The 20,502-nt window shown below is 67.1% G+C and carries 24 protein-coding genes; 9 read left to right on the top strand and 15 right to left on the bottom strand.

Annotated features, from left to right (window positions below; translation table 11 throughout):
• Positions 1-66 precede the first annotated feature (66 nt).
• Positions 67-906 (top strand): ATP-binding protein, encoded by an 840-nt coding sequence (locus tag VGI62_RS21460; protein ID WP_331506626.1) that lies wholly within the window; start codon positions 67-69, stop codon positions 904-906.
• Between the two features lie 9 nt (positions 907-915).
• On the opposite strand, the gene VGI62_RS21455 is transcribed toward VGI62_RS21460, so the two are convergent.
• The 13 genes from VGI62_RS21455 to VGI62_RS21395 all read right to left on the bottom strand — a co-directional run bounded on the left by VGI62_RS21455 (position 916) and on the right by VGI62_RS21395 (position 12,304).
• A complete protein-coding gene (locus VGI62_RS21455; protein ID WP_331506625.1) occupies positions 916-2,457 on the bottom strand; it encodes a LysM peptidoglycan-binding domain-containing protein in 1,542 nt (513 codons plus the stop codon).
• A 73-nt stretch (positions 2,458-2,530) separates the two neighbouring features.
• A complete protein-coding gene (locus VGI62_RS21450; RefSeq protein WP_331506624.1) occupies positions 2,531-3,190 on the bottom strand; it encodes a protein-L-isoaspartate(D-aspartate) O-methyltransferase in 660 nt (219 codons plus the stop codon).
• Positions 3,191-3,208: 18 nt separating this feature from the next.
• Positions 3,209-3,982: a 5'/3'-nucleotidase SurE gene (gene surE, locus VGI62_RS21445; protein ID WP_331506623.1), complete on the bottom strand. Its 774-nt coding sequence runs from the start codon at positions 3,980-3,982 to the stop codon at positions 3,209-3,211.
• Positions 3,979-5,328, bottom strand: coding sequence for a serine--tRNA ligase (serS, locus tag VGI62_RS21440; RefSeq protein ID WP_331506622.1), 1,350 nt, complete (start codon positions 5,326-5,328; stop codon positions 3,979-3,981). Before serS ends, surE begins: the two co-directional genes overlap by 4 nt.
• A 66-nt stretch (positions 5,329-5,394) precedes the next feature.
• On the bottom strand, positions 5,395-6,330 hold the full coding sequence (tatC, locus tag VGI62_RS21435) for a twin-arginine translocase subunit TatC (protein ID WP_331506621.1): 936 nt from the start codon (positions 6,328-6,330) through the stop codon (positions 5,395-5,397).
• Entirely contained in the window at positions 6,327-6,956 is a 630-nt protein-coding gene (gene tatB, locus VGI62_RS21430; protein ID WP_331506620.1) for a Sec-independent protein translocase protein TatB, read from the bottom strand. Before tatB ends, tatC begins: the two co-directional genes overlap by 4 nt.
• Before the next feature lie 68 nt (positions 6,957-7,024).
• On the bottom strand, positions 7,025-7,258 hold the full coding sequence (locus tag VGI62_RS21425) for a twin-arginine translocase TatA/TatE family subunit (RefSeq protein ID WP_331506618.1): 234 nt from the start codon (positions 7,256-7,258) through the stop codon (positions 7,025-7,027).
• 98 nt (positions 7,259-7,356) lie between these two features.
• Positions 7,357-8,001, bottom strand: coding sequence for an SMC-Scp complex subunit ScpB (scpB, locus tag VGI62_RS21420; RefSeq protein WP_331506617.1), 645 nt, complete (start codon positions 7,999-8,001; stop codon positions 7,357-7,359).
• A complete protein-coding gene (locus VGI62_RS21415; protein ID WP_331506616.1) occupies positions 8,001-8,807 on the bottom strand; it encodes a ScpA family protein in 807 nt (268 codons plus the stop codon). The genes scpB and VGI62_RS21415 overlap by 1 nt, the downstream gene beginning before the upstream one ends.
• Complete coding sequence (gene nagZ, locus VGI62_RS21410) at positions 8,807-9,841, bottom strand: beta-N-acetylhexosaminidase (RefSeq protein WP_331506641.1); 1,035 nt, start codon at positions 9,839-9,841, stop codon at positions 8,807-8,809. The genes VGI62_RS21415 and nagZ overlap by 1 nt, the downstream gene beginning before the upstream one ends.
• Entirely contained in the window at positions 9,826-10,689 is an 864-nt protein-coding gene (locus VGI62_RS21405; RefSeq protein WP_331506615.1) for an SPOR domain-containing protein, read from the bottom strand. Before VGI62_RS21405 ends, nagZ begins: the two co-directional genes overlap by 16 nt.
• A gap of 147 nt (positions 10,690-10,836) precedes the next feature.
• On the bottom strand, positions 10,837-11,070 hold the full coding sequence (locus tag VGI62_RS21400; protein ID WP_331506614.1) for a hypothetical protein: 234 nt from the start codon (positions 11,068-11,070) through the stop codon (positions 10,837-10,839).
• Between the two features lie 55 nt (positions 11,071-11,125).
• Complete coding sequence (locus VGI62_RS21395) at positions 11,126-12,304, bottom strand: deoxyguanosinetriphosphate triphosphohydrolase (protein WP_331506613.1); 1,179 nt, start codon at positions 12,302-12,304, stop codon at positions 11,126-11,128.
• An 82-nt stretch (positions 12,305-12,386) separates the two neighbouring features.
• Between VGI62_RS21395 and erpA the strand changes: the two genes are divergently transcribed.
• The 7 genes from erpA to VGI62_RS21360 all read left to right on the top strand — a co-directional run bounded on the left by erpA (position 12,387) and on the right by VGI62_RS21360 (position 16,706).
• The gene (erpA, locus tag VGI62_RS21390; RefSeq protein WP_331506612.1) at positions 12,387-12,719 is read left to right on the top strand and encodes an iron-sulfur cluster insertion protein ErpA; all 333 of its coding nucleotides are present in this window, start codon (positions 12,387-12,389) and stop codon (positions 12,717-12,719) included.
• Between the two features lie 73 nt (positions 12,720-12,792).
• Positions 12,793-13,182 (top strand): hypothetical protein, encoded by a 390-nt coding sequence (locus VGI62_RS21385; protein ID WP_331506610.1) that lies wholly within the window; start codon positions 12,793-12,795, stop codon positions 13,180-13,182.
• A gap of 41 nt (positions 13,183-13,223) precedes the next feature.
• On the top strand, positions 13,224-14,003 hold the full coding sequence (xth, locus tag VGI62_RS21380) for an exodeoxyribonuclease III (protein ID WP_331506609.1): 780 nt from the start codon (positions 13,224-13,226) through the stop codon (positions 14,001-14,003).
• A 62-nt stretch (positions 14,004-14,065) separates the two neighbouring features.
• Positions 14,066-14,446: a hypothetical protein gene (locus tag VGI62_RS21375; RefSeq protein WP_331506608.1), complete on the top strand. Its 381-nt coding sequence runs from the start codon at positions 14,066-14,068 to the stop codon at positions 14,444-14,446.
• On the top strand, positions 14,443-15,255 hold the full coding sequence (locus VGI62_RS21370; RefSeq protein WP_331506606.1) for a DUF2145 domain-containing protein: 813 nt from the start codon (positions 14,443-14,445) through the stop codon (positions 15,253-15,255). Before VGI62_RS21375 ends, VGI62_RS21370 begins: the two co-directional genes overlap by 4 nt.
• Positions 15,256-15,303: 48 nt before the next feature.
• Positions 15,304-15,966, top strand: a complete 663-nt coding sequence (locus tag VGI62_RS21365) for a hypothetical protein (RefSeq protein WP_331506604.1) — start codon at positions 15,304-15,306, stop codon at positions 15,964-15,966.
• Positions 15,967-16,013: 47 nt separating this feature from the next.
• The gene (locus VGI62_RS21360) at positions 16,014-16,706 is read left to right on the top strand and encodes an NnrU family protein (RefSeq protein ID WP_331506603.1); all 693 of its coding nucleotides are present in this window, start codon (positions 16,014-16,016) and stop codon (positions 16,704-16,706) included.
• A 12-nt stretch (positions 16,707-16,718) separates the two neighbouring features.
• Here the strand turns inward: VGI62_RS21360 and VGI62_RS21355 are convergent, their stop codons facing one another.
• Both VGI62_RS21355 and ilvD read right to left on the bottom strand, forming a co-directional pair.
• Positions 16,719-17,408 (bottom strand): aspartate/glutamate racemase family protein, encoded by a 690-nt coding sequence (locus tag VGI62_RS21355; protein ID WP_331506602.1) that lies wholly within the window; start codon positions 17,406-17,408, stop codon positions 16,719-16,721.
• Between the two features lie 13 nt (positions 17,409-17,421).
• On the bottom strand, positions 17,422-19,158 hold the full coding sequence (gene ilvD, locus VGI62_RS21350; protein WP_331506600.1) for a dihydroxy-acid dehydratase: 1,737 nt from the start codon (positions 19,156-19,158) through the stop codon (positions 17,422-17,424).
• 522 nt (positions 19,159-19,680) lie between these two features.
• Here ilvD and VGI62_RS21345 point away from each other — a divergent pair.
• A partial coding sequence (locus VGI62_RS21345; RefSeq protein WP_331506599.1) for a TonB-dependent receptor plug domain-containing protein occupies positions 19,681-20,502 on the top strand: 822 nt, incomplete at its 3' end.

Genomic DNA, 20,502 nt, shown 5'->3' with positions numbered 1-20,502 from the left:
TGAGCGCGTCTCTTCCGCACAGTTCGGGTTTTGCCGCGAGGCGCTCACAGGTTAAGCCTCGGCGCGATGACCCACGACCTGGAACCCGTGCTTTCGCGTATCGCAGAGGCGCTCGAGCGCCTGGGCCCCTCACGCGCCGGCCCGACCGACTTCGACGCCGCGCGCCTCTTCCGGCACGACCCCACCGCTGAGGCGTTCCATCCGGCGCCGGACTACCCCCTGCCGATCGCCGCCCTGGTCGGTGTCGACCGGCAGAAGGAGCGGTTCGTCGAAAACCTGCAGCGGTTTGCCGGCGGCCTGCCCTCGAACCACGTCCTTTTGTGGGGCGTGCGCGGCGCAGGGAAGAGTTCCCTCGCCAAGGCGGCCTTCATGGACGTCGCCAAGAGCGCAAAGGACCTGAAGCTGGTGGAGGTCGACCGCGACGAGGTGACCACCCTGCCGGGCCTCTTCGACGTCCTTCGCGCGCGCCCTGAACGGTTCCTGGTGCTGTGCGACGATCTCTCCTTCGAGGAGGGGGCCGCCGCGGCAAAGGCGTTGAAATCCGCGCTCGAGGGCGGGGTCTCCGGCCCGCCGCCCAACGTCCTCTTCGTCGCGACCTCCAACCGCCGTCATCTGATGCCGCGCGGTCATGGCGAGGATCGCGGCCTGGTCGCCGCCGCCGAGGACGCCGAGGAAGAGGTCAGCGTCTCCGACCGATTCGGCCTGTGGATAGGCTTCCCGCCCATGGACCAGGCGACCTACCTCGCCGCCGTGCAGGGCTATGCCGGGCGCTACGGCCTCGAGGTCCCCGATCTCGACCGCCGGGCCCTGCAGTGGTCGCAGCTGCGCGGCGCAAGATCGGGTCGCGTGGCCTGGCAGTTCATCCGGGACCTGGCCGGAGAGCTCGGCAAGCCCCTCCCCGTCTAGAGGAAGCGGCTACTTCGGCAGCACCAGCTTCGGGTCGATCGGACGCGCCCGCTCCAACGGATTCGGGGCATAGCGGATCTCGAAGTGAAGCTGCGGCTCCGGCACTCCGCCGGTGGAGCCCGCCAGCCCGATCTGCTGACCCTGACTGACCCTCTGCTGCATCTTCACGTCGACGCGCGCGAGGTGGCCATAGGCGGTGACCCAGCCATCGGCGTGTTTGATCAGAACGAGGTTGCCGAAGCCGGGCACCTGGTCGCCGGCGTAGACCACATCGCCATCGGCGGCTGCGTGCACCTCCGCATTCGCGACAGCGCGAATATTGATGCCGTCGTTGCGCTGGCCGGTCGGTTTGACGCCGAAGTCGGAGAGGATGTCGCCCTTGATCGGCCACAGGAAGCGCCCGGCGCCCATTTGCGAAACCTGGGCGTCGGTGGGCGCGGGCGTCGCGGGGACCGGCGGCTGGGTCTGGGCTCCGGGGACCGGCACATAGGCCCTGGGCGGGGCCCCTGACGGCGCGTAGGGGATCGGGTGCGAAGGCAGGAACGGCGATGTTGTCTCCTGGCGGGGATAGCTCCGCGAGGGCCGCTCGGCCACGGGCGCCGGCTCGTAGGCGCGGACGGTTCCACGGTCACGGGAGCCTTCCGGCAGCCTAAGCTTTTGACCGCCGTGGATCGATGCGTGCCGCGAGAGGCCATTGGCCCTGCGAAGCGCCTCGCTGCTCACGCCGAAACGCTCGGCGACGCCTGGAAGCGTGTCGCCGGAGGCGGCCACGTAGGCCCGGCCGCCGGCCGTCCTTGGACCCTTGAGCACCTGCCCCGGATGGATCGTGTTGCCCCTGACGTGGTTGTCGGCCTTCAGGTCAGCGACCGACGTGCCGAGCTTGGCGGCGACCTTCTCGAGGGTATCGCCCCTGCGGACCTTGTAGGTCACCGCGTGGCCCTCGGTGCTCACGACCCGTCCGGCCGCGCCCCTGTGGGCCCCATTGTCACCCGTTGCTTCCTCGAGCGCCGGCGCGCCGTGACGGCCGCGGCGCTCCCCGCCGGCCTCCGCCGTGGTCGTCGCCGGTTCGTTGCCGGGAATGACCAGCGTCTGGCCGCCCTTGATCTTCGACTTCGCCGTCAGGCCGTTGGCTTCGCGCAGGGCTTCCACGGAAACGTGATGCTGCTTGGCGATGCCGAAGACCGTGTCACCGCGCGCGACCGTGTAGTTCTTCTTGGTGGCGGCCACCGGCGTTGCGGCGACAGCCGCGGGAGATTTCAGAACGTCCCCCGGCTGAATGACGTTGCCCTTCAACCCATTGGCGGATTTCAGCTCAGGGACCGTCACCCCCAGCTTGGCGGCGATCTTCTCCAGCGTGTCGCCCGACTTCACCACATAGGTGGCGCTTTCTTCCTTCTGAGCCGCGGGCTTGCCCTTGGAGGCGGTGGCCTTGTGGTGGTGGTGCGTGCGCGCGAGCGTCGGGCTGACGCAAAGCGCGCTGGTCGCCAGAAGGATCAGGGCCGATCGCTGCAGGAAGTGCGTCATCGCCGCTCCGGAGGTGAACATGGGCATGAGTCGGGGCGCCAGGGTTGATGATGGGTTAAGCTGTCCGCGCCCGCAAACCGGCACGACGTCACAAGTCTCGTCAAAGTTCTTTAGCGACACCGTCGAGCAAGGGCACGAACCGCACGTCGGTCAGCGCCTCGACCTCGAAGCCCCCTTTGCCGTCGCCGGTGTAGCGGCGAAGGCTCTGGACGGGGCCCTTTCCGATGGGGGCCACCAGGATGCCGTTCGGCTTCAGTTGGCTCAACAACGCCTTCGGCTCCTCAGAAGCTGCCGCTGTGACCATAATGCGGTCGAAAGGCGCCTGCTCGGGCCATCCCTCCCCGCCATCTCCGAACCGGGTGATGACGTTGGTCAGGCCCAAGGCTTTGAAACGCGCCTCAGCCTCCCGCATCAGGGTGCGGTAGCGCTCGACAGTGTAGACCAGCCGCGAGAGCTTGGAGAGGATCGTCGTCTGATAACCGCTGCCGGTCCCGATCTCGAGCACGCGGTCGCGCTTGTCGACCTTCAGCGCCTGGGTCATCAATCCTACGATGAACGGCTGGCTGATCGTCTGACCGCAGGCGATCGGCAGGGCTGAATCCTCGAATGCCCGCTCCTTGAAGAGGTCCGGGGTGAAGGCTTCCCGCGGCGTCGTCTCGATGGCGTTGAGCACGGCGGCTTCGCTCACGCCTTGCGAGCGGAGGGCCAGGATCAGGCGCGCCAGCCGCGTCTCCGCCGAGTGTTCGTCCTTCTTCGCCATCCTCAATCGCCTGCCATTTCAAACACGCGGCGGCGCGCCGCCGAGCGTCGCCTTGAGCGTGTGCACGCTGGCCATATGCGTCAGGTCGATATGCAGCGGCGTCACCGAAATCTTGCCGTCGTAGAGTGCGCGAAGGTCGGTTCCCTCGTCAGGCTTTGAGCGCTCCTGGCGAAACCCGACCCAATAGTAGTCGCGTCCGCGCAGGTCGGTACGTTTTTCGGCGATCCTGATATGGGCGTCGCGGAAGCCCTGGCGGGTCACCTCGACCTCGCGGATCTCGGCGACGGGGCGATAGGGGAAGTTGATGTTCATGACCACATCGTGCGCCCAGCCGACCTCTACGAGCCGGCGGATGATGCCCGGCGCGAACGCCTCGGCCGGCTCGTAGCCGCGATTGCCCTCGTAGAATCCCATCTGCGAAAGCGCGATGCCGGGGACCCCCAGCGCCATCGCCTCGATGGCACCGGCGACGGTGCCGGACATGGTGACGTCCTCGGCCAGGTTGGCGCCGCGGTTGACGCCGGACAGCACCAGGTCGGGCTTGGCGCCGGCCATCAGTTCGCTGATGCCCAGCATCACGCAATCGGTAGGCGTGCCGGTCGTGGAGAAGCGCCGCTCGCCCAACTGATCGATCCGGATCGGATCCGAGAGCGTGAGCGCCCGGCTCGCCCCCGACCGCTCGGCGTCGGGCGCGCAGATCCAGACGTCGTCGCTTAGCGCACCTGCGATCCGCTCCAGGGCCTTCAGGCCCTCGGCGTCGATGCCGTCATCGTTGGTGAGGAGGATCCTCACGCGGCCCTGCCCCCGATGTGCGTCATCCCCGGCAGGTAGCGGTGCAGGACTTGGGGAATGGCGATGCGCCCGTCCTCGTCCTGATAATTCTCCATCAAGGCCACCAGCGTGCGGCCGACCGCCAGGCCCGAGCCGTTCAGGGTGTGGACGAAGCGTGTGCCCTTCTCGCCCGCCGCCTTGGTGCGCGCGTCCATCCGGCGAGCCTGGAAGTCCCCGCAGTTCGAGCAGGAGCTGATCTCGCGATAACGACCTTCCGACGGCAGCCAGACCTCCAGGTCGTAGGTCTTCTTCGCGCTGAAGCCCATGTCGCCGGTGCACAGCAGCATGGTGCGGAACGGCAGGTCGAGCGCCTTGAGGACCGCCTCTGCGCAGCCCACCATTCGCTCGTGCTCGGCTTCGGAATGGTCGGGCGTCGTGATCGAGACCAGCTCGACCTTATAGAACTGGTGCTGGCGGATCATGCCACGGGTGTCCTTCCCCGAGGCGCCCGCTTCGGCGCGGAAGCACGGAGTCAGCGCGGTCAGGCGAAGCGGAAGCTCCTCCTCCGGTGTGACCTGCTCGCGAACCAGGTTGGTCAGAGAAACCTCGGCGGTCGGGATCAGCCAACGCATCTCGGGCATCCGATCAAGCTCGTCGAGGCTTTGCGGCACGCGGCGCGCCGTCTCCAGCCCGGGAATGGCCACGAACTGATCGTCCGAGAATTTCGGCAGCTGTCCGGTGCCGAACATCGCTTCAGTGCGCACCATCAGCGGAGGCGAGACTTCGGTGTAGCCATTCTCCTGGGTCTGCAGATCGACCATGAACTGACCAAGCGCGCGCTCCAGTCTCGCCAGCTCGCCCTTCAGCACCGCGAACCGTGCGCCGCTCATCCGGGCCGCCGCCTCGAAGTCGAGCAGGCCGAGTTGCTCGCCGAGTGTGCTGTGGTCTTTCGGCTTGGCGATGGCGAACGGAGCGCCCCAGCGGCGGACCTCAAGGTTGGCGTGCTCGTCGGCGCCCGGCGGCACGTCGGTTGCGGGGATGTTCGCCAGTCCGGCCAGCAGATCGTGGAGCGCCTGGCCGGCCGCGCGCTCCGCCTCGCTCTCGGTCTCCAGCTTGGCCTTCAAGGCCTCGACCTGCGCCATCAGCCGCTGGGCTTGCGCCTCGTCCTTGGCGGCCTTGGCCTGGCCGATCTTCTTGGAGGCGTCGTTACGTTCCGCCTGGGCGCTCTGCCAGTTCGTCTGGGCGGTTCGCAGCTTGCCGTCGAGGTCCAGGATCTGCGCCACCAACGCTTGGCCGGACAAGCCCTTCGCGTCCCAGCCCTTGATGTAAGGCTCAGGCGTTTCGCGAATGGCTCGGATATCGTGCATGGGGGCCGCAGGCTCTAGTGGAAGCGGCACTCTCTAGAGCGCGTCGGCGGGGGCGCCAAGGCTCACTCAGGTCGTGACGATGCCGCGGGCCTCGTCTTCCTTGTCCCGACGCATCTCGATCAGCTTCACGCAGCCGACCGAGAAAAAGTATAGCGCGATGATCGGAATTGAGAGCAGCGTCTGGCTGATCGGATCGGGCGGCGTGATGATCGCGGCCACCACGACGACGGCCACCACCGCATAGCGCCAGCCGGCCATCAGCATCTTGGAATTCACCAGGCCCGCCATGCCCAGCAGGGTCAGGACCACCGGCAGCTGGAAGCAGAGCCCGAACGCCAGCAGAAGGGTCGTCACCTGGTCGAAGTATTCAGAAACCTTTGGCAGGAGCTCCACGGAGATTCCGGTCGTGCCGACGATCTGCTGGGTCAGAGAAAACCACAGCACGAAGGGCAGGATCATGAAGTAGACCATTGCAGCTCCGGCCGCGAAGAGCACCGGGGACGCGATCAGGAACGGCAGAAGGGCGCGGCGCTCCTTCTTGTAGAGGCCCGGCGCCACGAAGGCGTAGATCTGCCAGCCCAGCACCGGGAAGCTTAGAGCCACGGCGCCCAACGCCGAGAGCTTCACCTTTGTGAAGAAGAATTCCAGCGGAGCGGTGAAGACCAGCTTGGTCACCTGCCCCTCGGCCGGGGGCAGGTCCTTCATGCCGGCCAGCACCTGGAAAAGGTTCTTCACGCCGGTCAGCATGCCCAGCACCTGGTGGGTCAGGTCGTTCGCCCCGCCATGTTTGACCTCCTCGGCCCGTGCCGCCACCAGGCCCTCGGCCACTGTGAACGGGTGCAGCAGCAGGCTGAAGATCTGGGTCGAGAAAATGAAGCAGATGATGAAGGCGACGAAGAGAGCGATCACGCAGACGATCAGCCGCTGGCGCAGCTCCACGAGGTGATCGAGCAACGGCGCGCGCGAGGCCTCGATCTCGTCGTCGTGCGACACGTCGCTCACGAGACGCTCGCCTTGCGGGCCCGTGGTTTGGGCGCTGCGACCTTGTCCACAATCGTCTTGGCCGGAGCGGCCTTGGCCGGGGCGGCTGCCTTGGCCGGGGCGGCTGCCTTGGCCGTGGCTTTCGAAGCGGTCGTCTTGGTCGCCACCGCTTTCTGAGTGGCCTTCGACCTCGCCACCACCTTCGGCGTGGCCGGCTTCTTGGCGGCCGCCGCCGTCGCTGGAGACTTGGCGGCCGCCCTGCGGGCGCGCGGCTTGGGCGTAGGTTTGACCTCTATGGTCGTTTCGGCGGGCGTGTAAGGGTAGCTCACCGGCGAGTTGAGTTGCACGCCGACGTCCGACAGACCCTGACTGATGTCCTGGAACGCCTGGTTGAACTCAGGCGCATGGGCCTCGATATCGGCGAGCTGGCCCTTGCGCATGGCTTCGACTTCCTTGCGCAACTCGTCGAGTTCCGACTGGCGCGCCATCTCGTCGAAGCTCGCGCGAAACTCGGCCGCCATCGCGCGGACCTTGGCCATGAACTGCCCGAACTTGCGCAGCAGGACCGGCAGGTCCTTGGGACCCACCACGATCAGCGCCACGATCGCGGCGATCAGGAATTCTAGAGCGCGTCCTTCGGGAAACATGGCCGTGGGCTTAGCGCGGTTTTATGCGCGGTGGAAACAGGCCTAAGCGCTGGCCGGTGGTTTAGGCCTCAGCCCTTGGCCTTGGCGCGGGCTGTAGAGGTTGTCTTGGCTGCCGCTTTGGGCAACGGCTTGGCCGGCTCCTCTTCCTCGTGGGCCTCGTCCTCGCCCTTCAGGCCCTCGCGGAACGCCTTGATGCCCTTGGCGGTGTCGCCCATGATCCCGGAGATCCGGCCGCGGCCGCCGAACAGCAGGGCGACGACGATGACGATCGCCAGAATGTGCCAGATTGAAAGAGCGCCCATGGCGTCTGAAACTCCTAACCCGTCGCGTCCCCGGCGACATCTTCAAGCGGCTATATAGTCGGACTCTGCGAAGGGCGCCACGCGACAATCCCGCCACGCTACGCCGGTTCCTCGCCCAGGAAGTCTGTGTGGAACTCCGGCGCGTCGCCTTCGCCCAACGGGTCCTCGTCGGCAGCCGGGGCATTGGGGTCGGGCACGGCGAAGTCGGCGGGCAGGTCGAGCGACAATAGCCCCGCGGCGCGCATCTCCGCGGCCCCCGGCAGGTCGCCGACGCTGGCCAAGCCATAGTGTTCCAGGAAGGCGTCGGTGGTGCCGTAGGTGATCGGCCGGCCTGGCGTGCGGCGCCGCCCGCGCATGCGCACGAGGCCAAGCTCCAGCAACACGTCCAGCGTTCCCTTGCTGGCCTGCACGCCACGCACCGCCTCGATCTCCGCGCGCGTCACCGGCTGGTGGTAGGCGATGATGGCCAATGTCTCCTGCGCCGCGCGCGACAGGCGCCGCGGCTCCTCCCGCTCGTCGGTCATCAGCCACGCAAGGTCGCCCGCGGTCTGGAACCGCCAACGCCCCGCCACGCACACGAGCTCGACGCCACGGCCCTGGTAACGGGCCTGCAGGGCGGCCACCGCGCCTGCGACGTCGGCGCCCTGCGGCAGCCGTTTGGCGAGGTCGCTGTCGCTTAACGCCCCGGCGGCCGCGAAGAGCAGCGCTTCGACTTCGCGTTCAGTCTCGCGAAGCTCGCTCATCAGGCCGCCTTGCCCTTGCGGGTGCGCAGGTAGACGTCGGCGAAGGCTTCGAGCTGCCGGGCTTCGAGAGCGCCTTCCTTCACCAGCTCCAGCCCTGCCGAAAGGGTCGAGGCGACGTAGGATGCGCGGCTCGGCCCCTGCCCCGCCGCGCCCCAGGGCGCGACGCCGGTGAGCGGCGTCCAGCGCTCGAGGTCAGGCAAGAGCTGCCGCAGGCGCTCGCGCGCCGCCTCCAGCGGGTAAGCGGTAGGCGTCGCGGGGGTGTAGCGCCGGCTGGCCTCCTTGGTCCGTTGCGAGATGTAGGCGCTCATCAGGCTGTAGAGGTCGCCTTCGATCCGTCCGGACGGGATGACCTTGATGGCTTCCGGATCGCCGCGGCCGAAGACGTCGCGTCCCAGTTGCGGGCGCACCTTCAGCGCCTCACCGGCTGCGCGCATGGCGTCGAGCTTGGCCAGGCGGAAGGCGAGCCGTGCGGCGATCTCCTCGGCCGGCGCCTCGTCGGCCTTTGGCTGCTCGGGCTTGGGCAGCAGCAGGCGTGACTTCAGGTAGGCCAGCCACGCGGCCATCACCAGGTAGTCGGCGGCCAGCGAGAACTGCTGGCGACGGGCCTGGTGTACGAAGGCCAGATACTGCTCGGCGAGCTTCAGAACGCTCAGCTTCAGAAGGTCCACCTTCTGGCTGCGGGCCAGCGCCAGAAGGACATGCAGCGGCCCTTCATAGCCCTCGAGGTCGACGATCAGCGCCTCGCCCTCCTCGGCCGCCGTCGTGGCGGCGGAGAAGTCCAGATCGGGCTGGAAGCTGCCGCTCATCAGGCGAAGCGCCCGTCAAAGGCGGCGTCGAAGCGAGCGCGGGCTTCGACGGCGTCAAAAGGCTCTGGCGCGCGGGCCAGCCGCGCCAGAGCGGCTTGCGCCCTTCTCCCGGCGCGGCCCTTCAGCTCGCCGGCCCCGGCGACCACCGCTTTCATCTCGGCCATGTCGCCGTTGCAGTGCAGGACCACGTCGCAGCCGGCCGCACGGCTGGCCTTTGCCCGCTCGGTGAAGTTGCCGCTCAGCGCCTTCATGGAAAGGTCGTCGCTCATAACCAGACCGTCGAAGCCTATCGCGCCGCGGATCACCCGGCGCATCACTTTCCTCGAGGTGGTCGCCGGCCGCTTCCTGTCGATCGCCGAATAGATCACATGTGCGGTCATCGCCATGGGCATGTCGGAAAGCACGCGAAACGGTGCGAAATCCCGCGTGTCCAGGTCGTCGAGCGCCGCGTCCACAATGGGCAGTTCGAGATGGCTGTCCGACATCGCCCGACCGTGCCCGGGGATGTGCTTGATCACCGGCAGGACGCCGCCCGCGATCAGCCCCTCGGCCGCCGCCCGACCCAGCAACGCCACCTCCTCAGGTGTCTTGCCGTAGGCGCGGTCGCCGATGATCTCGTGGCCGGCGGGATCGGGCACATCGAGCACCGGGACGCAGTCGACATTGATCCCGAGCGCAGCCAGGTCATGGGCCATCAGCCGGGCGCCAAGCCTGACAATCTCACGACGGACCAGCGGGTCATTGCCCGCCAGCTCGCCGTAGGCGCGGCCTGGCGGATAGAGCCCCCAGTTGGGCGGCTTAAGCCGCTGTACGCGGCCACCCTCCTGGTCGATCAGCACCGGCGCGTCGGGGCGCCCGACCGTTTCGCGTAACGTCTCCACCAGACTTCGGACCTGGCCGGGGTCGGTGACGTTGCGGGCAAAGAGGATGAAGCCCCAGGGCTTCACTCGCCGGAAGAACGCCCGTTCCTCGGCCGTCAGTTGCGGGCCTGAGCAGCCGAGGATGGCGGCCGTGGCGGTCACTTGACGAAGCAGGCCTTCCCGGCGGCCTTCAGCTTGGCGCAGAAGGCGGCGGCGTCAGCGCGGCCGGCGAAGCCGGTCACCTGGGTGCGGAACAAGGTGTGGCCGTCCTTGTCCACCTTCTCGACGCTCTTGCCCTTGCCAGCCGCCGCACCGGGCGCAATCGCAGCAGCGTCGTTCCAGCCCCTGTCGGCCAGGGCCTGGGTGGAGAAGGCGCCTATCTGCACCGCGGGGCCGCCTGAGGCCGCGGTGGCAAGGGGTTCGATCTTGGCCGGCGCGGGCTTTGACGGGGCGGGTTCGGCAGGCGCCGGCTGGGCCTGGGCGAGGGGCTTCTCAACCTTCGCGACGCGCGCAGGCGCAGCTTTGGGCGCGGGAGCCTCGGCTTTGGGCGCAGGGGCCGGGGCCGGAGGCGGCAGGGTCTGAGTGGCGATCGAGGGCCGCAGCGCAGGCGCAGGCGACGCCGGCGTCAAGACAACGCTCGGTTCGGCCGGCCCGGGTTGCGGGCGCGCCTGCGGTTGTTCGGGCGGTGGGGCGAACTGCACGGATTTCGACGCCGCGGGGTTCGCGCCGTCTTCGCTCTTGTAGATCTGCAGGCCCGCGGCCGGATCCTGTGGCTGGGCCTCGACCGGGGGCGGAGCCTTCATGCCCCCGACCGGCGAGCCGACCGCCTGCGGAGGCTGGCCGGCGTGACGCACGCCCGAGCGGTAGAACAGGAAAATCGCCGTGGCCAGGCCTGCAAGCACCAGGATCGAGATGATCAGCGTGAAGGGGATCGGCCGCGAGCCCCGCACCGGCTGACGCGGATCGAAGCTCAGCGACGTGTCGGTCGGAGGCGCATACGCGCCGCGCTCATGTTCGGACATCAAGATCTCCCGGGAGGCGCGAGCCCTCACGAATCGCGCGCCTGACGCGACAGTCTAGCCGAGCGCGCGTCCCTGGGGCCCCGCCAAGGGTCATTTTCTGTGGGCGATATCGTCGCGGCAACGCGCCTCGATCTTGCGCGCCGGCCCTTACCCTCGGCCACCCGTTTTGAGCCGTCCAACAAGGGTCATGAACGTCGCGCCGGCTGCGCTTGCAAACAACCCGACGAAGGCCATGCGCCAGTACGTATCGATAGTCGATTCGCCAAAGGCCTCGCGTCCCTTTGAAAAGAGAAAGTAGACCGACGCAATCAGAATTATGATCGCCGTTGTAATCAGCAATCTCAAAAAGTACTTGAGGAATACAGGCATCAAGAAATCCACTCGTTTCTTTCGGGACAGAACACTCGCCTCGGCCGGGGGCCGCGCTCTCGATCGACTAACTCAGCAGCTCCAGGTGGAAGAGCTTCCGATGTTCTTCGATGGCGAAGCGGTCGGTCATGCCGGCGATGTAGTCGCAGACGAGGCGCGCGCGTCCCGCCTCGTCGCGGCTGAGGGAGCGGGCATACCACTCGCTGGGCAGGACATCCGGCTCGGCCATGAACAGCTGGAACATCTCCGCCAGCATGCGCCGCGCCTGGCTGCGGGTGCGATTGACCCGCCAGTGGCGGTACATGCGATCCATCAGGAAGGTCCTGAGCGCCGAGAGGTCCTCGACCATCTCGCGGGAAAAGGCGACCAGGGCATGGTCCAGATTTCGGACATCCTCCGGCGAGCGCACCTTGTCCGCTTCCGCGCGCCGGCGCGTCTCGGCCAGCACGTCGTCGACCATGGCCCCGATCATCCGGCGCACGGCCTCCAGGCGCAGGATGCCCTCGTCGCAGTCGGGATAGTCTGCGGCCGCGCTGAACACATGCGGGCCGATCAACGGGATCTCGCGCAATTCGGCGAGGTTGAAGAGGCCTGCCTGCACGCCGTCGTCGACGTCGTGGTTGTTGTAGGCGATGTCGTCGGCCAGGGCGGCGACCTGCGCCTCCGCCGAGGCCCAGGTGCCCAGGCGCAGGTCATAGGCCGTGTCGAATTCGGCGATGGCGCTCCACGACGGGCGGGTCAGCTTATCGACAACCGGGCCGTTGTGCTTGATCACCCCCTCAAGCGTCTCCCAGGTGAGGTTCAAGCCCTCGAAGCGCGGGTAGCGTCGCTCGAGCTTGGTGACGACCCGGAAGGTCTGCACGTTGTGATCGAAGCCGCCGAACCCCTGCATCTGAACCTGCAGTTCGTCCTCGCCCGCGTGACCGAACGGCGGATGGCCGAGGTCGTGGGCGAGTGCGATGGTCTCGGCAAGGTCGGGGTCGAGGCCGAGCGCGGTCGCCAGCGAGCGGGCGATCTGGGCGACCTCCAGCGAGTGGGTCAGCCGGGTGCGGAAGTGGTCGCCCTCGTGGGCGACGAAGACCTGGGTCTTTTCCTTCAGTCTTCGGAAAGCCGTCGAGTGGATGATACGATCTCGATCGCGAGCGAAGGGCGTGCGGGTACGGCTCTCCGGCTCGGCGACCTTGCGGCCCCGTGACTTGGTGGGGTCTTCGGCATAAGGAGCTCTGGGAGGGATCGCGGCGGCCATCAAGTCCATCTGTTCGACGGCCTCTTGGTCGAAGCCACGTGGAACCTCATATAGTCTAGGCCTTTCATTCTTCTAACGCATGATGACCAGCACCGACCTGACCCTCAGCCCCTCCGCGGCGCAACGCATCCATTCCATCGGCAAGGCCGAGGGCCGGCCGGTGATGCTGCGCGTCGCGGTCGAGGGCGGCGGCTGTTCCGGCTTCCAGTACCAGTTCGATCTGGTGGAGGAGGCCCTGCCGGACGATTTGCGGATCGAGCGCGACGGCGCCGCGGCCCTCGTCGACGAGATGTCACTCGTCCTTCTGAAGGGTTCGGAGATCGACTACGTGGACGAACTCGCCGGCGCTGAGTTCCGCGTCCGCAACCCCAACGCCAAGTCGAGCTGCGGCTGCGGCGTCAGCTTTTCGATCTAGCCGGACCCCTTGCGCGGGCTTTCGCCGGGAGCTGCGCCGGCGTAGCCTCATCCCTCCAATAGGAGGGGTCTCGATGTCATTCGCCGCTTGGCGGCCCCGCCTGGGTCTGGCCCCGAGGGCCTGCCTGCTCGTCGCCGTCCTGCTCGTCGCCGCGCCTGCCATGGCACAGACCTACGATGGTGATTGGGCAGGCGCGCTCAACGTCGGCGGCCAGACACTGCATCTCGTACTGCACGTGAAGACAGAGGGCGGGACGTCGAACGCCACGATGGACAGCCTCGACCAAGGCGCCACTATCCCATCGAGCGCGGTGAAGACAGATGGCGGCGAACTTTCGATCCTGTTCCTGTCGATCGGCGGCGAATTCAAAGCCAAGCTGTCGCCGGACGGCACGGCCCTGAGCGGAACCTGGACTCAGGGCGGCACGATGCCGCTGACAATGACCAAGAAGGCTGCGAAGTAGGCTCCACTCGCGTAACGGCCGACCCGGAGCACCACCCCCTAATGCGCATCGCCACCTGGAACGTGAACTCAGTCAACGCGCGACTGGAGACGGTGCTGAAGTGGTTCGAAGCCGCGCAGCCGGACGTCGCCTGCCTGCAGGAGATCAAGTGCGTCGACGAGAAGTTCCCCGCCGAGCCTTTCGAGCGGCTTGGCTACAACCTCGCGATCCACGGGCAGAAGACCTACAACGGCGTGGCGCTGCTTTCGAAGACCCCGCTGGAAGACGTTCGGCGCGGACTGCCGGAAGGTGATGGCGACGACCACGCCCGCTACATCGAGGCGGTCGTATCTGGCCCGAACCCCGTGCGGGTGGCGTCGATCTATCTCCCCAACGGCAACCCCGTGGCCACCGAGAAGTTCGCTTACAAACTTGCCTGGATGGATCGCCTCAACCGCCATGCCCAGGCCCTGCTGGCGCTGGAGGAGCCGCTGGTGTTGACCGGCGACTTCAACGTCATCCCGGAGCCGCGCGATGCGGCGTTCCCCGCCAACTGGGAGGGCGACGCCCTCTTCCAGCCGCAGACCCGAGAGGCATTTCGGGCGCTGAAATACCTGGGGCTGAGCGATGCCTATCTGGAGGCCGACGGCGCGCCAGGCGCCTACACTTTCTGGGACTACCAGGCCGGCGCGTGGCAGCGGAACAACGGCATCCGCATCGACCATGCCCTGCTCTCGCCGCAGGCGGCGGACCTGCTCGCCGGCGCCAGCATCCACCGTGACGTGCGCAGCTGGGACAAGCCTTCAGACCACGTACCCTTCGTCATCGAACTCGACATCTAGTCCAGAATCCGCCTGGATTGAGCCGGAAGCTTGACGGGGGGCTTCCGTCACCAAGGATTGTCATGCGCCTCTTACTCCTACCCGTCGCGATCGCCGCCGCCGTGGCGATTTCCGGCCCGGTTTTCGCCCAGGATAGCGGCCAAGACGCCTCCGGCGCCTCGGCCGCCGGTTCGCAGGCCGTTGGTCTACTGGCTGCCTCAGGGGTCAAGACCGCGGTCGGCGCATCCGCCCTCCCAGTCAGCGTCGCCGCCGTGGGCGTCAGCGGCGCGGGCGCCGTTTCGACCGCCGCAGGCCATGTGGGGGCGGCTTCGGGCGCCGATCTCTCGCAGGCGGCCGGGGCTTCGGCGAACACGGCCCTCAAGGTCGACGACACCGTAGTGATCTCACCCGATCCGGCGCCTAAGGTGCCCTACAAGGCCCAAACCGCGGACCCGCGCGAGTGAGGCTCCTCACAAGACTGGCCTGCGCTGCGGCGATCGCCTTCGCCGCGCTGCCCACCTCCGCGTCCGCGCAGGATTCTTCGGTCCGATCAGTCGCCGCCCACTTCACGGCGCCCGAGGCGGCCACCTTCTCCAAGCAGATCGAGAAGGACCTGGCGGCCCATGGCGCGCAGGTCGCGATGGTTTTCCGCACCGGACGCCCACGCAGCGACCTGCCCGATGGCATCGCCTATACCCACGGCGCATTCTGGATCTACCGGACCATCACCACCGCGGACGGACGGACACTCTCCGGCTACGCCGTCTATAATCTCTATGCGGGCGACGGCCACGCATGGCCCAAGAACCAGTCGCGGCTGGTGCAGGACTTCCCGTTCGACTTCACACGCGGCTCGGCTGTGGACGACGTGGCGGTGATCATCCCCTCTCCGGAGATGCAGCGGCGGATCCTGGCCGTCGTCGACTCGCCCACCTATCAGCGGCTGCACAATCCGGCCTATTCGCTCGTCGCGAATCCCTGGGACAGCAAGTACCAGAATTGCAACAACTTCATGCTGGACGTGGTGGGCGCCGCGGCCTGGGACACAACCGACGCAGCGCGGATCACTGTCGATCTCAAAGCCCACTACCAGCCCACTATCGTGAAGGCAGGCCCGCTGATGCGCATGTTCGGCCCGATCGCCGACAGCCGGCTGCGCACCGACGACCAGAACGGGCCGATCCGCACGGCGACCTATGAATCGATGAGCGCCTTCATGGAGAAGAACGGCCTCTTGGAGGCGGCCTATACGCTCAGCTTCGCGCGCCCCTAAATAACCGCGCTCCACGTTTAAGGAGACTCAGGGCTAAGCTTCGCGGTCATGGACGATCTCACGCGGCTCCTGGTGCTGCTCATCGCCGCCGGCGTGGCCGTAACCTTGCTGGCCGGCGCGGTGCGCTGGCGCATGGACGAGGGCCGCCGCGTCAGGCGCGGCCTCAAGGCTGTGCTGAAAGGTGACATCCACGGTTTTCTCGTGGCTCGGGGCCGTGGACGTGGCGTCGGCTTCGACTTCACAACCAACCGGGTGGCCGTGGTCTGGGATCAGGGCGAGTGGGGCCTGGTCTACGGGCTCGATGAACTCATCGGCGCCGAGGTGATCGTCGATTTCCAGGTGGTCGGGCGGGTGCACCGTGGCGAGGCGAGGCGCGCGCTCGACGCATTCGGGGCCGAAGAGCGGGTGGCGCTTCGGTTGGTGTTCGACGACCTCGGCCATCCCGATTTCGTGCTCGACCTGTGGCTGCCGCAGGACGCCGGGCGGCGTGACGAACTGGCGCCCAACGAGGCCATCGCCGAGGCCAATCGCTGGCTTGCCCGGATCGAAGCCCTGGTGCGGCGGTCCATCGGTGCACGCCGCGCGGCGCCGACGGTGGCCCAGCCGGTCGCCCCCGAGGTCGCAGCAATCGCACAGCCCGCCCCGGCGGCTCGCGAGGAGCCTCCCTTCGAACTGCAGCCGGCAGATGATGAGGACGAGAGCTATAATTGACGTCGTAAATTTATAGGCACACATTCGGTCACTGGAGGCGGACATCGATGCTCAGCCTTGTCGCAGCAGCTAGCTTCTTCCTCGCAATCCATCTGCTGGTCTCCGGCACCCGTGTGCGCGACGCCCTGACCGGCAAGATCGGGCTTGGTCCCTACATGGGACTCTTCGCGTTTTCCTCGATCGCGGGCCTCGCCTGGCTGGGGATCGCCTTCGCGCAGGCGCGCCATACGCCCGCCAACGAGGTCTTCTGGGGGCTGACGCCCCTTACCCGGCAGGTTCAGATCGCCCTTCAGCTCCTCGCCATGCTGTTGATTGTGCCAGGGCTCACCACTCGCAATCCCACCAGCGTTCGCCAGGAAGGGGCGCTCGAGCGACCCGATGTGGTGAGCGGCATGTTGCGGATCACCCGCCACCCGTTCCTCTGGGGCGTCGCGGTCTGGGCAGCCGGGCATCTGCTGGTGAACGGCCAGGCGGCCGCCATCGTGCTCTTCGGCTCAATGCTCCTGCTGTCGCTCGCCGGCACGGCAAGCATCGACGCCAAGCGCAAGCGCGCGCTTGGCGCCAAGTGGGACGCCTTCGCCGCCCAGACCAGCAGCGTGCCCTTCGCCGCCATAGCCCAGGGCCGCCAGCGACTGAACATCGGGGAGATCGGCTGGTGGCGGATCGTGCTGGCCATCGGCGTCTGGGCGCTGCTCGCCTGGGCGCATCCCTACCTGTTCGGCGTTCGCGCTCTTCCGTGAATGAAGGACGGCCTAGCCGAGGGCGAAGTCGATCGCAGCCTCGCAATGGGCGATCGCGGTGTCGACGGTCGGCAGCGGCATATCTGCCGGATTCAGCAGCAGCCCGATCTCCGTGCAGCCGAAGATGATCCCGTCGGCGCCTGCCTTTCGCCCCTGTTCGATCATCGCCAGCACGACCGCCCGGGACGGCTCGGAGCTCACCCCCTGGCAGAGCTCGTCGAAGATGATCGCATGCAGCCGTTCCCGCTCGGCCGCATCGGGCGTCAGCACCGCCAGGCCCGCCGCCTCCAGCCTTTCGCGATAGAAGGCCTTTTCCATGGTGAAGCGGGTGCCGAGCAGGAGCGCCCTCTTCACCCCTTGCGCCTTCAGCGCGTTGGCTGTCGCATCACCGATATGGATCAGCGGCGCGGCCACGGCCGCCTGAACCTCGGGTGCGTTCAGGTGCATGGTGTTGGCGCAGATCAGCATCGCCTGGGCCCCGGCCGCTTCGAGCGCCCGCGCCGCTGCGGCCAGTTCCACGCCGGTCGCCTCCCAGTCGTCCTGCGCCTGCAGCTCAGCGATCGGAGCAAAGTCCAGCGACCAGAGCACCAGCTTCGCCGAATGCAGCCCTCCCAGCCGCTCGCGGACAAGCCGGTTGAGCGTCTGGTAGTAGACGCTCGTGCTCTCGGCGCTCATTCCGCCGATGAGGCCCAGGGTCTTCATTGGCCCTCGCGCCTCAGATGTCTGCGTAGACGTGCCGCTCGTCCGCAGCGCCCGGGTGAGTGACGGCGCCCAGATGAGCGGGGCCAACGATCTGAGCGTACTTCCAGAGCGCGCCGGAGCCGTAGCCCGTGACGCGAGGGCGCCAATGGCGGGCGCGGTTCTCAAGCTCGATCGGGTCGACCTCAAGCTCGATGGTTCCGGCGTCGGCGTCGATGGCGATGATGTCGCCGTCCTTGACCAGCGCGATCGGACCGCCGGCCTGGGCTTCGGGACCGATATGGCCGACGCATAGGCCGCGGGTGCCGCCCGAGAACCGGCCGTCGGTGATCAGCGCCACCTTGTCTCCGCGCCCCTGGCCTGAAAGCGCCGCCGTGGTCGAGAGCATCTCGCGCATGCCCGGTCCGCCGCGGGCGCCCTCGTAACGGATCACCAGGACGTCGCCGTCCTCGTAGGCCCCGGCCTCGACCGCGTCGAAGCAGGCCTGCTCGCCATCGAAGACACGGGCCGGGCCGCGATGGCTGCGGTGCGAGGTCATGCCGGCCACCTTGACGATCGCGCCATCGGGAGCCAGCGAGCCCCAGAGACCGACCACCCCGCCGGTGGGCGAGAGCGGCTTGGAGACCGGACGGATCACGTCCTGGTCGTCGCGCCACTTAACGCCCTCAAGGTTCTCGGCGATGGTCTTGCCGGTCACGGTCATGCAGTCGCCGTGGATGTAGCCGCCCTCGAGCAGGGTCTTCAGCAGCATCGGCATGCCGCCGGCTTCGCCCATGTCCTTGGCCACATAGCGCCCGCCCGGCTTGAGGTCGGCGATATAGGGCGTGCGCGCGGCGATCTCGGCGAAGTCACGCAAGGTGAATTCGATGCCGCACTCATGGGCCATGGCCGGCAGATGCAGGCCCCCGTTGGTCGAGCCGCCCGTGGCCGCCACCACGACGGCCGCGTTCTCGAAGGACTTGCGGGTGACGATGTCGCGCGGACGAAGGTTGGTTTCGATCAGCCGCACCACCGCCTCGCCTGACGCCACGGCGTAGGCGTCGCGGCTTTCGTAAGGGGCCGGCAGCGAAGCCGAGAGCGGCAGGGCCAGGCCGATGGCTTCCGAGACGCAGGCCATGGTGTTGGCGGTGAACTGGCCGCCGCAGGCTCCGTCGGACGGACAGGCGTGTTGCTCGAGGTCGCACAGATCCTCGAGCGTCATCTTGCCGGCGGAGTGCATGCCGACGCCCTCGAAGACGTCGACGACGGTGACGTCGCGGTTCGCCCATCGGCCAGGCAGGATCGAGCCCCCATAGAGGAAAACCGAAGGCACGTTGAGGCGCAGCATCGCCATCATCATGCCCGGCAAGGACTTGTCGCAGCCGGCGATCCCTACCAGGGCGTCGTAGCTGTGGCCGCGCATGGTGAGCTCCACCGAATCGGCGATGGTGTCGCGGCTCACCAGCGAAGAGCGCATGCCCTCGTGGCCCATGGCGATGCCGTCTGTGACGGTGATGGTGACGAATTCGCGCGGCGTCGCGCCGGCGGCCTTTACCCCCTTCGAGACGGCGTGGGCCTGCCTCATGAGCGCGGTATTGCAGGGGGCGGCCTCGTTCCAGCAGGAGGCGACGCCTACGAACGGCTGGGCGATTTCGCGGCTGCCGAGGCCCATGGCGTAATAGTAGGAGCGGTGTGGCGCGCGCGAAGGGCCCTCGGTCACATGGCGGCTCGGAAGTTTGGCCTTGTCCCAGCTGCCGTCCGGTTTGCGGTGCATTCGAAACGCCTCCCAATTACGAGACGCCTTCCTTAAGCGTCCCGCGCCGCCGGCGAAAGGGTCGTCGCCTCAGCCGTCCGCGCGCCCCTCGCCAAGTCAACCACGAGCTGATCCGAAGTCCCGGATCGAAGATTGCCGTGGCCCCGGGAATGATGCGATCGATGTGCTCGTATGTAATCTAACACTGTTTTATCGCAATAATTCACGATCTTCGAACGTCCGGTATCGGACAAAAGTCCAAGTCTCGGTGCAAGCTTGACGAGAAGCCTTCAATTCATCTCGGACGAATTCGGGGTCGCCACCCAGTTCTCGCGGCTCGATCGGGTCTTTTGCGTACTCCATTTTCAGATTTCACGTGTAGCGACACTGTGTCCCTAAAGCCAACATGGCGGAAAGCTCCTTGGTTATCACCGATCACTTAACGCCATGCACATTGACGACTTTGGGCGTCTGCTTCAGCTTCCCCTGTAAGCGCAGGCAATAGCGCTTCCAGAACCCATCGGCTGCGGGGAGGCGGCACAAATGCAGTGGAAACACGCCCTTATGGCGTCCAGCACCATGCTGGTCGCAGCGCTAGGCACTACGGCGCACGCTCAAACGAGATCCGGCGCCGCCGCCGCAGCTAGCAACACCATCGAAGAACTGGTGGTCACGGCCGAAAAGCGAGCCCAGAGCTTGCAGGACGTGCCGGTGGCCGTCTCGGCCTTCACCTCGGAACGTCGGGACCTGATCGGAATCACGACGATCACCGACATGACCAACTTCACGCCGGGCCTGGAATACAATTCCGGCAACGACCGCAACACGTTGCGCGGGGTCGGCCGACTGACCAACGTGCACGCCGCCGACATCAGCGTCGCCCAGTATTCGGACGGCATCTACACCTCCTCCACCACCGAGGCCGGCAAGACGCCGCTGTTCGTCGACCGGGTGGAAGTGCTGCGCGGCCCGCAGGGCACCCTCTACGGGCGCAACTCGATCGGCGGCGCCATCAACATCATCTCCAAGCGCCCAACCGAGGACTGGTACGCCGAGGTCCGCGCCAATTATCAGAACTACAACCACTTCATCCTTGAGGGGGCGGTATCCGGCCCGACGGCCATCCCAGGCGTCCAGTTCCGCCTCGGCGCCAACTGGGAGAAGCAGACTGACGGATATTTCCACAACGTCGTGCCCGGCGGGCGTGACGAAGGCGCGATCATCGACCAGAATTACATCGAGGGGCAGTTGAAGTTCCACTTCAACGACAACTTCGACGGCTGGGCGAAGCTGGCCTGGGCCCAATGGCACAACGACGGCGGCGGACCAGGGCAACGGACCTACTGGACACCCCACGCGTTCACG

This window comes from Phenylobacterium sp., assembly GCF_036495085.1.
Taxonomy (GTDB): Bacteria; Pseudomonadota; Alphaproteobacteria; order Caulobacterales; family Caulobacteraceae; genus Phenylobacterium.
This window is presented reverse-complemented; position numbering and strand designations above follow the sequence as displayed.